General features: G+C 58.0%; 10 protein-coding genes. 3 read left to right on the forward strand and 7 right to left on the reverse strand.

The window, feature by feature from the left end; all coding sequences use genetic code 11:
- Positions 1-45: 45 nt before the first annotated feature.
- The 5 genes from CJZ80_RS05635 to CJZ80_RS05655 form a co-directional block, all read right to left on the reverse strand.
- Complete coding sequence (locus tag CJZ80_RS05635; protein WP_094511109.1) at positions 46-852, reverse strand: class I SAM-dependent methyltransferase; 807 nt, start codon at positions 850-852, stop codon at positions 46-48.
- Entirely contained in the window at positions 849-2,273 is a 1,425-nt protein-coding gene (locus CJZ80_RS05640; protein WP_233132853.1) for an ABC transporter ATP-binding protein, read from the reverse strand. The genes CJZ80_RS05635 and CJZ80_RS05640 overlap by 4 nt, the downstream gene beginning before the upstream one ends.
- 57 nt (positions 2,274-2,330) lie before the next feature.
- Positions 2,331-3,128 carry an ABC transporter permease gene (locus CJZ80_RS05645; RefSeq protein WP_233132854.1) on the reverse strand — a complete coding sequence of 266 codons (798 nt, stop codon included), beginning with the start codon at positions 3,126-3,128 and terminating at the stop codon, positions 2,331-2,333.
- 284 nt (positions 3,129-3,412) lie between these two features.
- Positions 3,413-4,615 carry a glycosyltransferase family 2 protein gene (locus CJZ80_RS05650; protein ID WP_094511111.1) on the reverse strand — a complete coding sequence of 401 codons (1,203 nt, stop codon included), beginning with the start codon at positions 4,613-4,615 and terminating at the stop codon, positions 3,413-3,415.
- Between the two features lie 33 nt (positions 4,616-4,648).
- On the reverse strand, positions 4,649-6,298 hold the full coding sequence (locus tag CJZ80_RS05655) for a hypothetical protein (protein WP_144036944.1): 1,650 nt from the start codon (positions 6,296-6,298) through the stop codon (positions 4,649-4,651).
- A 104-nt stretch (positions 6,299-6,402) separates the two neighbouring features.
- Here CJZ80_RS05655 and CJZ80_RS05660 point away from each other — a divergent pair, with 104 nt between their 5' ends.
- From CJZ80_RS05660 to CJZ80_RS05670, 3 genes are read left to right on the forward strand one after another with little or no spacing between them, the layout of a single operon-like run.
- The gene (locus CJZ80_RS05660) at positions 6,403-6,915 is read left to right on the forward strand and encodes a GNAT family N-acetyltransferase (protein WP_233132855.1); all 513 of its coding nucleotides are present in this window, start codon (positions 6,403-6,405) and stop codon (positions 6,913-6,915) included.
- A complete protein-coding gene (locus CJZ80_RS05665) occupies positions 6,912-7,811 on the forward strand; it encodes a hypothetical protein (protein ID WP_094511113.1) in 900 nt (299 codons plus the stop codon). Before CJZ80_RS05660 ends, CJZ80_RS05665 begins: the two co-directional genes overlap by 4 nt.
- Before the next feature lie 59 nt (positions 7,812-7,870).
- The gene (locus CJZ80_RS05670; RefSeq protein ID WP_144036945.1) at positions 7,871-8,089 is read left to right on the forward strand and encodes a DUF6447 family protein; all 219 of its coding nucleotides are present in this window, start codon (positions 7,871-7,873) and stop codon (positions 8,087-8,089) included.
- Between the two features lie 231 nt (positions 8,090-8,320).
- On the opposite strand, the gene CJZ80_RS05675 is transcribed toward CJZ80_RS05670, so the two are convergent.
- Both CJZ80_RS05675 and CJZ80_RS05680 read right to left on the reverse strand, forming a co-directional pair.
- Complete coding sequence (locus CJZ80_RS05675) at positions 8,321-9,541, reverse strand: glycosyltransferase (RefSeq protein ID WP_094511115.1); 1,221 nt, start codon at positions 9,539-9,541, stop codon at positions 8,321-8,323.
- An 84-nt stretch (positions 9,542-9,625) separates the two neighbouring features.
- Positions 9,626-14,635, reverse strand: a complete 5,010-nt coding sequence (locus tag CJZ80_RS05680) for a DUF4214 domain-containing protein (protein WP_094511116.1) — start codon at positions 14,633-14,635, stop codon at positions 9,626-9,628.
- Positions 14,636-14,915: the final 280 nt, after the last annotated feature.

Genomic DNA, 14,915 nt, shown 5'->3' on the forward strand with positions numbered 1-14,915 from the left:
GATTTTAGATCACTGCGGCAGGTGCGCAACAGGGTGGACCGTGGGTTATTCGCCCCTCTGCTCATGGCGTAACCGTTCAAGCTCTTCACGTGCTTGCTGCAGGGAATGCCAATGCTGCTCAGCTTGCAACCTGTAGGGCAGGTGGTTACGCTCACCCCACTGGCATTCAGGCCGCAGTTCAGCAATCTGGGCGAGAAGGCTGCCCTTGGCAGTGAGCAGCGGCAGGATCTCCCGAAGCGAATTCAGCCAAGCGGGCTCGCTCGTGCCAAAACTCAATAGGCCCAGGCCATGGCCATGGAGAAGGCCTAAACCATGGGTATCGGAACGTTCCAGCAGCTCGTTCCATAGCCTCCAAACACCAAATCCACGCTCCCTCACATTGATATCGTGAAACAGCACCACGGCTTCGGGCTTCAATAGCGGTCGCCAGGTTTCGAGATCGTGCTGGACGGCGTCATACGTGTGCAGACCATCGACATGCAGAAGATCAATGGCTCCGGATGGAAAGTGAGTAGCGGCTTCATCAAAGCTGGACCGAACCAGCCGCGAACGACAACGATGGTTGCGATCCTGCTCGCTCTGAACGCGTTGATAGACCTCCTCTCCATACCCGCCCGCATGCTCGTCTCCCTGCCAGGTGTCAACGGCGTAGACAAAGGTTTGGGGTGAAAACGCCTGTGCCGCCTCACAGAATGCGAAAAAAGAAACTCCAAAGTGCGTACCAAGCTCAACCACGGTCTGCGGTTGGAGGTGCTCCACAAGCCAATGGGCAAGGGGCACATGTTCCCACCACGCCGAGGGGGCCAGGTAGCGGGGCAAAAGGCCAAGATTTCGTTCCATCAGCAAGTTCATTGGCGGTGGCAGGCTCCCAGCTCCTTGCTGGATGGGCTGTCTTGGTGGGACAAACAGCCAAACTCGATCTCCTGCATCGGCAGACCTGCAATGCCGGCGTACATGGCACTCGATTCGCTGTGGAGGATCAAGGCATCATGCTGCCACTGCAGCTGACGATGGTCTTCCTGTGTTCCTGCCGCCAGGGAAACGGCAATGGCATAGTCACCAGGAGCCAGCACAGGCAGGGTAAATCGAAAGCGTGCAAAGTAGGTAGCTCCGGCCGGAACCGTGAAGGTCGGGTCTGGATGGGATAAACAGGTGTTGTCTCCGAGTACCGCCATCCCACGAGAATCTTTGAAGATGAATCCCACAATGGGCTGGCGGATCGCTGCGTGGGCACGGGCTGTGATCGAGAGATCGACAAGCTCTCCGCCCATGGCCGTGCGAAGCGGCAGGCCACTCGCCGCGTCAACCAGGTGCACGCTCTCCAGACTGGCCTCCGCGGTTCCAAACGAGCTTGAGAGCAACAGGGCCTGATCAAAAGGCGTGATCTCAATCAAATTCCCAAGCCCTGCATTGAGCCGTAGCTCCTGTCGGTAGTCGCGCCAACGGGTGTAGTACTCCTCCGCAGGCTCGACAGGTGGCTTGGTGGTCTTGTCTGGAGCCGTAACTGAACGGCCAGTCGATGCGTCCTGGGCGATGTAAAGGTCCTCAAGGTAGAAGTCGCTGACTGTGGACGCTTCTCCGGCGAACTTGATGCGACCCGCCTCAAGAAGAATGGCTCGATTGCAGAGGCTACGCAAAGCCTGTGTGTCGTGGCTCACGAAGAGCAGACACTTCTCCTCTCGCTGGCGATTCAGAAAGCGAAAACACTTCTGATTGAAGAAGGCATCTCCCACGCTGAGAGCTTCATCCACCACAAGGATGTCGGCATCCACATGAGCAACGACGGCGAACGCCAGCCGCACAGACATGCCACTGGAATAGGTTTTAACCGGCTGATGAACGAAGTTGCCAATGTCAGCGAAAGCGAGTATGTCGTCGAGCTTCTCTGCGGTTTCTTCTCGACTAAGCCCGAATAGGGAAGCATTGAGATAGATGTTTTCTATTCCTGTGAACTCAGGATTGAAGCCACTACCAAGCTCCAGCAAGGCAGCAACCCTACCCCGCGTCTGCACCTGCCCTTCGCTCGGCGTAAGGGTGCCACAAAGAATTTGCAACAAGGTGCTCTTGCCACTGCCGTTGCGGCCGATCACACCAAGTGTTTCGCCGCGGCGCACCTCAAAGCTGACATTCCGCAAGGCCCAGAACTCGCGAAAGTATTGGCGACGGCCACGCCAAAGGGCCTGCTTCAAACGTTGGGTGGGATCGTCGTAAATGTGGAAGCACTTTCCCAAGTCTTCCACGTGGATCATCAGATCATCCGACTCAATAGTCACGTTGGAAGAGGTAGCAGGGACGCCGGAGAAAGATTATAGTTCATGGGGTGGTGCTTCTTACATCACATCAGCGAAGGCCCCTTGAGCCTTTTGAAACAAACGTAGCCCCAGCTCAGCGATCACAACCCCAAGCAGAAGGCCAACAACGACATAGCCAAGCTCAGGAGCCTCCCCCTGAATCGCCACGCGACGGGTCTGCTCAATGACTTGTGCCAGGGGGTTGAGCTGCAACAGAGGCTGCCAACGTGGTGGCATCGCGGACATCGGGAAGAAGACCGGGCTCAGAAACATCAGCATGCTGACCACCACTTGCACAACTTGGCCGATATCCCGCAAAAAGACCCCCAGAGAAGACAGCAGCCAGGTGATCCCAAGGCAGCCAAGGAGGAGGGGAATCCAAATCACCGGCAGCCAAAGGATGGAAGCTGGAATGGCCTGAAACGCAACCAGTTCGAAAACAAGGAGAATGATGAGGCTTGCGAGTGCATGGAAGGCGGCACTGCCAAGAGCAACAGAGGCCAGGATCTCCAACGGAAACACAACCTTTTTCACATAGTTTGGATGCGACAAGACCAGGCCGGGCGCCCGATTCGCACATTCAGCAAAGAGGTTGAATACAATCAGACCAGCGAATAGATTGACAGCAAAAGCAAGAGACCCCTGATTTTGCAAAGTGCCCCAACGGGACTGGAACACTTGCGAAAAAACAAACGTATAAACGACCAACATCAACAGGGGCTGAAGAAAGCTCCAAGTCCAACCCAGGTGCGAACCCCGGTAGCGCCCCAACACCTCCCGCTCTGTCAGCCGCCACCAGAGCTCACGATTCTTGAGAAGCACGACGGGAAACTGCAACCTCCACCTACGTGATGGGCTGAGCGGATGGCGGCCTGGGCTATGGCCAAGTGCACGGCGAGTTACAATCATTGCGTGCTGATGGGGCAGAGAAATCAGGATGGCCGGCAGTCCATTGTAGAGGCTTGTCACTCCTCAAGGAGCAACGATCAATCTGTGGCCTCTGAGCATCCGGAACAACCGAGAGAGGCTATGAAATGGCTGGTGAGGTCATAGAAAGACCCTCAATGAAGAAATGCCTTCGAATGGATGCTCAAAGCGCTTGAATGAATCAACGAGTGCACCTAGAATTCGCAATCCTGGAACGCCACCAATGTGGAGATCTTCGCTCCAGTGAGATAAGAAAACAGAGCCACGGAAAGGGATACCGAGGTCAGGAAAGCCAACTGACTGATGGCATGCTCAGAGAGCGAGGCGTTTTGGTAGGCATGCAACAAAATCATCATGAGCGCCGTACCGAGAGCCAGCATGGCCACCGAGGACTTCATGAGGCGATCGATTCCGGATCGACCATGAAGCAAGCGATCAATCAACCGGCCGCCACGCCCGATGTGGTTGCCGTAGCGTTGCGCGAAGAAGAAGCGGGTAACCACATAATCAGAAATCAGCGCACAAGCAGAATAGAATAGGAAACCAGCAACCAGGAGCGAGGTTGTGCCGGTGAAGATTGAAAGCTGAGTTGCATAGGAAGAGTACAACAGCAGCGAGGCCACCAGACACACAGATCCAAATCCCAAGAAGGCATAGCGCGGACTGAAAGAAAGCATGAACTTGAGATGTCTCCACCCATCTCGCCACGTACGCAGATGGGGACGACGACCCGGTGGATTGGGGCGAAGGTCCGTAGGGATTTCAACCAGGTGCAGGTCACGAAGGCTGGCCTTGATGACCATCTCAGAGGCATATTCCATGCCAGTGTTGCAAAGGGAAAGGGCCAGGATCGAGCTTCTGCGGAAAGCCCGCAATCCACAGTGAAAGTCACCGACGTCAATGCCAAACAACATCCTTCCCAACAGGCTGAGCACAGGATTGCCCAGATAGCGATGCAAGAACGGCATCGCCCCTGGCGAAATCGTGCCGCTGAAGCGATTGCCCATCACCAGATCAGCCCCGGCTTGCAGCGGTGCCAGGAAGAGCGGCGCCTGATCGAAGCGATAGGTGGAATCTGCATCCCCCATCAACACAAAGCAGCCCCGTGCCGCCTTAATACCAGCAGAGAGAGCCGCGCCGTAGCCACGAATGGGAACGGGCACCACGCGTGCACCCTCCTGCTGAGCGATCTGCACAGAGCCATCTGAGCTGCCATTGTCAGCCACCACGATCTCAAAGTTGAGGCCCGTTGCTTCCCCTCCACGATGGCAATCACGAATCGTGGCGGCCAGAGTAGGCGCCTCATTCAGGCAGGGAATCACAAAACTAAGCTGAGGATCGGCATCAACTTGCAAATCCAATGCACCACTTCTGAATTCCCATCCTATTGGGCTCATCCGCCCGGCGGCGTTCGGCTGAAGTGAAGAAACTCAACGCAATGAAACGGAACAGAGGCTGAGATCCTCCACTCCTTTGCTCGTTTGATAGAACGAGCAGGTTCCCGCCTGGAAACCAGCAGCAGTGATCTCAGGGGCTTCCGCCAAGAACGCACGAAGCCGCTCCTCTGGCCGATCAGCACCACCTTGAAACATCAAGACCAGAAACGAGTCGAAACCGCTCTCCAGCAGCTGCCGCTGAATCCGCTGGTGAACCATGGGCAGCTTCGAGTGAGCCGCTGAGGCCGGGGCGATCCCCGGGTTCCAGTGCAACAGTGGATTGTTGCTGGCAAGGGTGTGCGACTTGATCCAACCGATGGGTCGATCGAGCAGGACAACGGGGACACCAGCAGGGAACTGAAGCCGACCATCACGCAGGGGCACCAGCGCCGATGGGGAGGCTGAGCGAATCAGAGTCCAGTGCTGCTGGAACCCTGAGCGCCCCCAGCTTGGCGTGATCTGGCTAGCCAGGCTGAGCGCCAGCAAGGCAGCGAGAAGGAGCGAGGGGTTCAGGAGCCGTGGCGGCATGGGCAGGGGGGCAAGCAGTTGCCGGCAGGCCATGGCGATCACCAAGCCCATCAGCAGTTGCAACGGGATGGCATAGCGCCCGATGCCGCTGAGAAAGAGCCAGAACACATAGGAGGCCGCAAGACCCAGCACCATGGCCCGTGGCCTCCGGCCCAATCGTTGCCGCAGGGCAGGGAGAACGAGCAGAGCCAGGCTGCTCAGAGCCCAGAGCAAGGTGCGCAGATCCCTGATGCCGACCTCGGAACGACGCGTCTGCAGGTTCTTCTCAGGATTGAACGGCGGAAAGAAGCTGTCGGTGAAATCAAACAGGGGAGCGAGCAGAAAGGCGGCTGGTGAATCAGGCTGAAAACGACGTTCGTGGGGGTGGACGTCTTCGTGAAGCGGCGAGCGGAAAAGATGATTGAACAGCGGGAAGAAGGGGCTCCCCGTATTGCGGCTGGAATGAAACAGCTGCGGAGAGGCGAACAGCATGAAGCTGATCAGAAATGGCATCAGCCAGGTCACCAAGGCCAACCGCAACCGGGAGAGCAGCGCCGGCCATCCCTGCGAGGCGGGCGGGCCCAGTGCCAGCACAGACACCAACAGCGGCAAGGTGATCAGAAAGGTGAGCTTCATCCCTACGGCCGCGCCTGCCATGCCAGCGGAGAAGGCCACCAGCACACGCTTCCGCCCTGGTGCAACAGATCCCCTCACCGCCAGCAAGGCCAGCGCAAGGCTGCTGACGCTGAGCAGCGACAGGGTAAGGTCAGCCATCGTGTTGCCCGCCTCGGACAACACCATCGGGGCACTTCCCCCCAGCAATGCCGCCAGAAATGACAGGAGGCGATCGTGGGCGAACACCATCAACCCGATCGCATAGATCACCAGCAGAGCAACGCCCTGGACCAATGAGAACAGCAGCGTCGGCAAGAGCGGCTCGACCACATGGCTACCTGCCAACATCCATGCCGCTGGCAGGCTGGCCAGGGGGTTCAGGAAGGTCTGAGTGCCACCGGGAAGAAGATCGGCTCCGTAATCACCGGCGAGAAAAGCCAGTGCAGCGTAGAGGTGATAGTTGCGAGCGTCGTAATTGATATCCTGGCCATGCATCCAGCTGTAGACAGGAAACACTGCCATCAGCAAGGTGGCCAGAAGCCAATCCAAACGAGTCAACTTCGAAAGAAGCACCAAAAGCCTGAGTTGGTTCGCAAACACTATCAGGAAAGATCCCAGCCCACTGGATGGCGGTGGAGGCGAAGATGGAACACTGTCGTCAGTTCCACCAGGAGCCAGGCCTGTTGATCACCGTGATTCGCCACCGTGCAGGCGCTCCCAGCCTGCGTCTGGGACTTGGACCAGGGCTGAGGCCGGTGGATGCAATTGGCCAGCTGCAGAAGCTGCTAAATTGCAACAGTTTTTGGGCCACGGCACGAAGCCGGGTTCAGCTGCGAACGATGCTCAAAGGTAGCTCCGTTGTGGTGAGTGCCTGGAGCGGACAGCAGCTTGTGGGGTTTGGCCGGGCCAACAGTGATGGCGTGTTTCGTGCCGTGCTTTGGGATGTCGTTGTGGCTGAGCAAAGCCAGGGGCATGGGTTGGGGCGCCAACTGGTGGAAGCGTTGCTGGCTGCACCAGCCTTGGCACAAGTGGAGCGCACCTATCTGATGACGACGAACTGCGAAGGTTTCTACCGGAAGCTGGGATTCAACGCCGTTCAGCACCAACGGCTGATGAGGCGTGAGGGCAGCGGGGAATGAGCAACTCCTCCCTGCGGGTGCGGGTGGCCATCCCCCACTACTTCCGTGAGTGCAGCGGCGGCACAGGCTATGGATCAGGAAAGCCAGGGGCCCGCTTTGAACGCTGCCTGGCGCTGGGCCGATGCCTGGCCGCCCTGCTGGCACTGGAGCGGAGCACGGAGGATCTGGTGCTCAACATCGGCCAACGTGTGCTGGAGGGCGCGGGGCCCCTGCAATTCGGCGACAAGCACCGGCTGGCCTCGATCAGCCTTGACTTGCATCTGTTCACCAGTGAGGGCCATCAACTGGAGGAAGCGATTCGGCCCTACGCCGATCGGCTGACCCTCCACACCTTGTCACTGGAGGATCCGCGCCAACTGCCCCTGGCCGCCCGCGACTTCCTGATCCAGGCTGACCCCGTACTGGATCTGGCCCTATACCTGGAAGACGATCTGGTGATCGGTGATCCCCTCTTCTTCGACAAGCAGGCCTGGTTCCTTGCCGGCTGTGAACACAAGGCGGTGCTGATGCCGCACCGCTACGAACGGGTTCCAGGCCAGGCGGGCCAAAGGTTGCTGGTGGATGGCCCCTTACGCAGCGATTTCATCGGCCGGTTCACCACGCCCCAGGCCGCCGTTGGCCGCGGGCGGTTCTGGGATGGGCAGGAGATCGTGTTTGATCGAACGGCCAATCCACATTCTGGCCTCTTCTGCCTGAGCAACAGCCAAGTGATGCAGCTGCGGGGTCAATCCTTGCCCAAGCAGGGGTTCGTCGGTCCGCTGGAAACCGCCGCCACGCTCACCGCCCTGCGTTTTTTCGCCGTGCTGAAGCCAGCGCTGGCGCACAGGCAGTTCCATTGGGTGGAGCATGGCCACCCCTCGTTTCAGCCGTACGCCAAGCAGTGGCCGCGCGCCTGAGCACCAAGCCAAGGCCTGGAAGCACGGTGATAAGGTGACATTGCATTTTGGATTCAGCCATGCCGGTTCGAAATATTATCTTCAAAGGGCGCCAATTCGTGATCGAAGATCTTCCCGAAGAAGCCAGGCAGGTGTTCGGCCTGCTCCAAGCTGCAGGGGAGCAGATCACCCGCGGCCAGGCAAGTGTGGCTGTGGCGGAAACAGCCCGGCAGGTATTAACAGCAAAGCTGGATCAGTTGCTTCATGATGTGCCTTCCAGCGAAGTCACTCAGCCATAGCGGTGGAGATGTGCAGGCTCTCTGAGAGGAGAAGCCTGCACAACCATAGACATTCAGCCTCTCCGATCCGTCGCGAGACTACCTGCCGCCTTGGTACTGTCTGCGACCCTGGTTGTGCACCCGAAGGAATGGGGCTGTGGCCATGAACATGCCGCAGCCCGCACCCGATCGCCTGTGACTCAACAGCTCTGAACGCCCCACCACCGGCAAGACCTGGTGGCAGGTGGCACTTCAGATATGCCCATGAAACGCATCTTGAATGAGAGCGTGGTGACGGACCAAACAATCAGCGCGATCGTAGTGGCTGATCACCGTTCGGCGTGCCGCAAGCCGCAATGAGGCATAGGCCCCTGGGTCACTCAAAACAGCATGCATCTGATTGGCAAGAGCATCGGGGTTGAAATAATCCACAAGCAGGCCATTCTCACCGTGGCGGATCACCTCCCGCACCGGTGCGGTATCTGAGCCCACCACCACACAACCGGCCGCCATGCTCTCAAGCAACGACCAGGAGAGCACAAACGGGATCGTGAAATACACGTGGCAACTAGAGATTGCCAACAGCCGCAGAAAGTCTGCATAGGCCAGGCGGCCAGGGAAATAGATGCGATCCAGATTGATCTGTCCTTCAAGTTCAGCCAGCAGCTGCTCTTTGTGGGGAACATCAGGACGGGCACCGTATCCGCCTTCGGATGTGCCCACGATGATGATGTGAGCCTGCGGGCACAACTCCTGAAACCTGGGTAGAGCGCGCATGAAACGGTGAAAGCCGCGGGCAGGCTCAAGCGATCGGCTCACGAAGGTGACAACGGGATCAGCCGCACTGAGCCTGCGGCCGCGCACCTCTAGATAGAGATCTTTCTGTGGCTTGGCATGGCGGGTATCGATGCCATCGTGAATGATGCGAATTCGTGAGCGAAGCTCCTGCGGATAGGTGCTGCGTTGAAAACGGGTGGGGCTGACACCTGCGGTGACCTGCTGCAGCGACAGCAGGATGCTGGCATTCTTGCCTCGCAGCTTTTGCAGAATCAGAGAATCGCTGGAGCAATACTCTGGATCAAAGCCGAGATCAAAGCCATCAGCGTTGTAGTAATACTCACAGTAACCAATCAACTTCGCAGTGGGCCATACATCCAGCAGGAAGAGATCCTCACCCCAGCCTGTATGCGTGCAGATCACATCCGGGATGAATCCTTCATCACGTAGCGTTTGTGCGGCTGCAGCACAGCTGCGCGCGCGAATCATCTTGCTTTCAAAGTCCACCGCCAGGGGATCAGTATCACGGCCGCTGGAGCGATCAAAGCCGTAGTGGCGATAGGGATAGGTCTTCGGAAAGGCGGAAAGGGGCCGAACATTGCCAAGCGCCAGAACCGTGTGGCCTTTCGCCTGGCAATAGGGCAGCAGATGCTTGTACTGGCCAGGAAAATTCTGATGAACGAACAGGATGTTCATGCAGGTGGAACTCAGGCGTCAACGGATCGAACAGAAAAAAAGCGGGGCCGAAGCCCCGCTTGAATGAGAAGGAGAAGACCAGACTCAGACCAGTTCAGTGCCGGTGAACAGGCTGTTGTCGAACACACCCAGCTGGCGGAGTTCGCTCGCTTCCACAGTGTAAGCCTGGGGATTGGCGAAGTCGAAGGACGACTCGGTGTACAGATACAGAGCCGTATCCGTTTGACCCTGCTGGACGATCAGGGCTTGGTTGGTGACAGCATCCACAAAGGTGAGGATGCCGACGAGATCACCAAGAGCAAGACCGTTGCCGATCACACCCACGCCGTTGATGTTTCCAGCAACAGCGTTGGCATCGAACAACTGGGCATCGGTAAGGCTGCGGGCCGGACCGGTGAGGTTGAGGACGTTGCGACCGGAGAGGTTGTTGCCTGCATTACCCGTGGAGCTCAGGCCACCCAGGACGAGCTGGGCATTGGTCGCCGGTGCGGTGGAGAGCAGCCCGCCGATGTCGGTGAGCAAGCCACCGGTGATATCGATGGAGTCAGCAAGGGAATAGCCGGTGATGAAGTCACCGCCAGTGCCTGTTCCACCAGTGCCACCATCATTGCCCGTGTTGTAGCGGACAACTTCAACTGCGCCGGAGAGAGCGATGGTGTCAGCACCGCCATTACCGGCCACTGTCACGTTTTGACTGGGGTCACCAGAGAAGTTGGTGAAGGTGTCATTGCCGGCACCCAGGTTGTAGGTGGAACCAGCAGCAGCATTGTCGAATCCGGTGGTGAAGACATCGACAGCCTGGCCCTGAACAAAGCTGGTGGCATTGAGGGTGAAGTTGTCACCATCAGAGTTGATGTCACCATCGAGATTGACCGCCAAACGACCACCGGTGGGCAGAGGCAGCAGAGTGGTGTCGAGAACCAAGGTTTGGTTGAAAGCACCGGGGGAAACGTTCAGAATTTCAATGTTCTGAACTTGCGTGCCGGTGACGGTGGTGGTGGAACCAATAACGGCATCGAGGGCGAACACGAGAGTGTCGACATCGGCACCACCATTGATGCGATCGCCGGGGGTGAAACCACCAAGGTCATCGGTGTGAACGATGCCTTCTGACAGGGCAAATGTAGAGCCAAGGACAATGAGATCATTGCCGGCGCCAGCAGTCACCGAATCATCGCCCAGACCCACCCGAACGGTGTCTGCGCCGGCACCAGAGGAAACCGTGTCGTCCTCGTCTTCAATGCCATCGGCAGTGCTGATGGAGTCAGCACCAGTGCCGGTCACGACCGAATCAGCACCGAGTCCAGCCAACACGGTGTTGGTGCCATCTCCGGCGTTGATGGTGTCGCTACCCGTACCACCAACGATGGAGTCGTTGCCGACGCCCGTGATCACCGAGTCTTCACCAGTTCCAGCGTTGATGGTGTTGTTACCAGTGCCGCCATCGATGATGTCATTGCCACCGTCACCCAGTACGGAGTCGTTGCCTTCGCCGACGCTGATGGAGTCAGCACCACCCTGGGCATCGACGGTGTCATTGCCACCGCCAGTAACGATGGAATCGTTGCCACCGCTGCCGAGAACACTGTCGGTGCCACCAGCGGTGACAACCGTGCCAGCTGCATCGAGGTCGACGGTGTTGTTACCGCTACCTGCATCGATGAACAGCGAACGCTCGATGTTGAGGAGGAAGTCGTCACCACCGGCGGTGAAGATCGACTGAAGCCCAGGAGCAAAGAACAGACCGATTCCACTGAAGCGAACCGGTTGGTTAACAGCCGCAGGGTTGAAATCAAAGATTTCGATGCTGCTGATGTTGGTGAGGCTCAGCTGCAGAGCCAGTGAGGCGAGCGGGTTGCTGACAGCAAACTCAAGCTCAAGGGTGTCCACACCGCCGAGGCCGTTGGCGAAATCGCCGACTTGCACGTCCGAGAGCTGGAAGGCCGTGAACGTGTCGCTGAACGCGGTGCCGACAAGATTGTCGGCATTGGGGGTGTAGAAGAGTGCCGTGTTGATAACGACGAAACCAGGCGGCACACCCACAACGGAAACGTTGAGATCGGCGCTTTGCTCAACAATGATGCGCCCGGCCAGCAGCGGATCAGCACCGGTGAGGTCGATGTTGAGGCTGGAAACCGAACCCGCCAGCAGAGGAGTGGCGCGGATGATCAGCACATCATTGCCATCACCAACAAGGCTGTTGAACTGGTCGACGCTGAGGTCGCGCAGATCAAACGTGAAGGTCTGAGGACCATTCACCGAGGAGCCAAGCTCAATAACCTCAAGACCCGTCACGTTGACGAGGTCGACGGCGGTGACATCTGCCGAATCAAGAATCAGCAGTGTGTCAGCGAAGGTTTCATCCTGATCGAGCGGTGCTTCACCGAAGGCAAGCACAGATTCGGGGCTGATCAGCTCATCGCGGATGATGATGGTTTCGCTGTCGGTGTCATCCTGACCGGAGTAGCGGATCGAGATGAGATTGCCAACGAGATCCACTGGGCTGAGGAAGCTCAGATCCAGGGTCACGTTGCCGGCGTCATCACCAGAAGTGAACACCGAGAAGATGCGTGAGCCGATGTCATCGGACGTGCGGACCAGCTCGTCGCTGAGGGTGATCGAGTAATCAGCGTTGCCAATCAGATCAAGGGCTTCGATCCGGCTCACCCGCAGGGTTTCCGAACGGAGCAGGGTTCCGCCATTGGCGAGGCTAATGGTGTCGATCCCAGCGCCACCGTTGATCGAATCGGCAAAGGTCAGGGAATCGGTGTCGATCACCAACTCATCGTTACCCAAGCCAAGCAGAACAGTGTTGGCGAAGGTGTCGTCTTGGATCACATCATTGACAACCTCACCAACAACGACGAGGTCATCATCATCGCCAGCATCAACGAGGTTGGCACCGCTGCCAGTGAACACAACGTCAGAGCCAGCGCCGGAGCTGATGGTGTCGTCGCCTGAACCAATCACATCGCCAGCGATGATCACATCACCAACGATGAAGTCTTGGCCGCTGCCGGTGGTGATGGAGTCGTCGCCGAAACCACCCGTCACTGCGTTGTCGCCGTCACCAGCGTTCACAACGTCGTCGTCGTCGCCAGCGTCGATCGAGTCGTCGCCAGAACCAGAGGTGATGGTGTCGTTGCCCGCGTTGGTGTCGACACTGTTGTCGCCATCGCCAGCGTCGACAAGATCGATTCCATCACCGGTCGTGATGGTGTCGTCGCCAACGCCAGCGGACACTGAGTTGCGACCATCGCCGGCATCCACCAGGTTGTCACCTTCGCCAACGAAGAGTTCGTCATCACCGCCTACGGTGAAGACGGTGTCGTCTCCGTCTTGGGTGACGACAAAGAAATCGGTGGGGAAGGTTGGCGACTGGGTTCCAAGCTCGAGGAAGTTATCCCCGATCGCCCCAAACACGCTCACATCCGGGAGGAAGTTGTTGATGACATCGCCCAGGATCGAGGTGTAGCGCAGGCTCAGATCACCATCGAGAGCAAATGCATTGATGGTGCTGATGCGGCGGTTGTCATTGATGGGAAGGCCGAGATCCGTGGTGATGTCGAGGGAAGCATCACCGTCGATCACCAAGGTGGTCAGCGCGTCACCAACGCTGAGCAGATCGACCACATTGGTGATCGAGCCAAGCGAGGTGAGCGCAAGGGTTTCGATGCTGGCGTTAGCGCTGAGAGGACCCTGGGTGAAATCAAGGCCGAGGGCTTCACCGAAGGTAGAGTCAACCGGTGTTTCTTCGATGACGACATTAACCAGATTGTTAGAGCTGGCTAGTGCGTTGACGTCGAAGTTGTATTCGATCGTGCTGAAGCTGTCCTTGATTTTAGTGGTGAAACCAACAGCTGATTGGATGTCCTCAAGGAAGAGGAACCCAAGCTTTGACTGATTGATGTTGATCTTGGTGAGCCCATCGGCTGCGCCGCTCGCGCCATTGAGGCCGAAGGCACGGCTGAGATCAACGGAGCCAACATCCCAGAGATCTTCGCCAGAAGGATTCAGCTCCAGGGTCTGAATGCCAAAGCTGGTGAAGTTGCCGATGGTGAAGCCACCATTGGTACCGATCTGCAGGGTGGACTCGGTGCCGGCGCGACCAGTCAGCTGATCGTTCTGACCGAGGGTCTGATCAGTGCCGATGAATTTGAACTCGGCCACAGCTGTGGCCGTCACCACATCGGTTGCTGTGGTGAGGACCGTTTCGGTGGGGAGGACAACCGGAGGAGTGGTGTCAATGATCACCACGGAGTCGCTACCAGGCGGCTTGGAGAAGACGATCTGGTTGGGGAAAGTGATCTCAAGGGTTTCCGTCTCGCCAACAATCGCGTCTTGCGCGATGGTGACCTGGAGGACGCCCACGCCGGTGGCACTGATCTCAACAGTGCCCGCCAGCTTTCCACCGACCACGTCAGCGGCCTGAACACCGCTGAGCTCGTAGGAAATGGATTGACCGGCCAGATCTGGGATCGTCTGAATCAGGAAGATGACCGTGCCACCTTCAGTGACGCTGCTGGCATTCGAGCTCAGCAGCGCAACTGTGCCGACGGGGGGCAGGCCATTGATGGAGGCTTGGGTGGCTGCCGACGAAGGAATGGTGGCCGTGGTAGTGACGGGCACCAGGAAGTCGACGCCGAAGGTAGTCGCGAGCGGACCGGCGTATTCAAGAGTTGCCGTGACATCCGCTGCCACAAGGCCGGTCCAGGTTTGGGAGGCCGCCTGCTTCGATTCCAAAGCCACGCGGTCTGGCGAACCAGCAGGCTGCGCCAGAGCGCCTAGGGCAACGAACAGGCCCACGTCCTGGATCGAAATCTCACCGTTGTTGACCTTGGCCGTCCAGAACTGAAGGCCGGCTGCATCGGCCTGACGCCCAAAGGCATTGACGTAGAACGAATTGATGATTTGTTCTGTTGTCTTGCCGACGGTCGTCTGGGCAAACTCAACGCTTGCAGCAAAGAAATCCGCGACTTGATCGAGGGGCAGGGCAGCCTGAGGGCCCGTGGTCCAGTAGGTGAGACCGGCCGGATCCGCTGGCCTGCCGAAATAAGTGATGTAAAGAAGTTGAGTTTCGAGGGCAGTTGCCATTCGTGGAGTTCTCCAGGCTTGGGGAAGAGGGGACGGTCTCCGCAGCTGGGCTGCGGCTGCGGCTGCCGAGAAACCTTAAGGGTCTTGGCAGTTCTGTCAAGGCTGTTGCCGCAGTGGCAGACCCAGCAGATCCGCCCAATCATACCCGAGCATTACGAGTTGAAACCAGCTTTTGCCGGTGTGATATGCCGCTTCGCTGACAGATCTTGGACTGGACGTACAAAGCTAGCAAACGTCGACTGGCTTCGGAATACTGCACTACCCCATCCGGCCGGCGCGA

Source organism: Synechococcus sp. MW101C3, assembly GCF_002252635.1.
Taxonomy (GTDB): Bacteria; Cyanobacteriota; Cyanobacteriia; order PCC-6307; family Cyanobiaceae; genus MW101C3.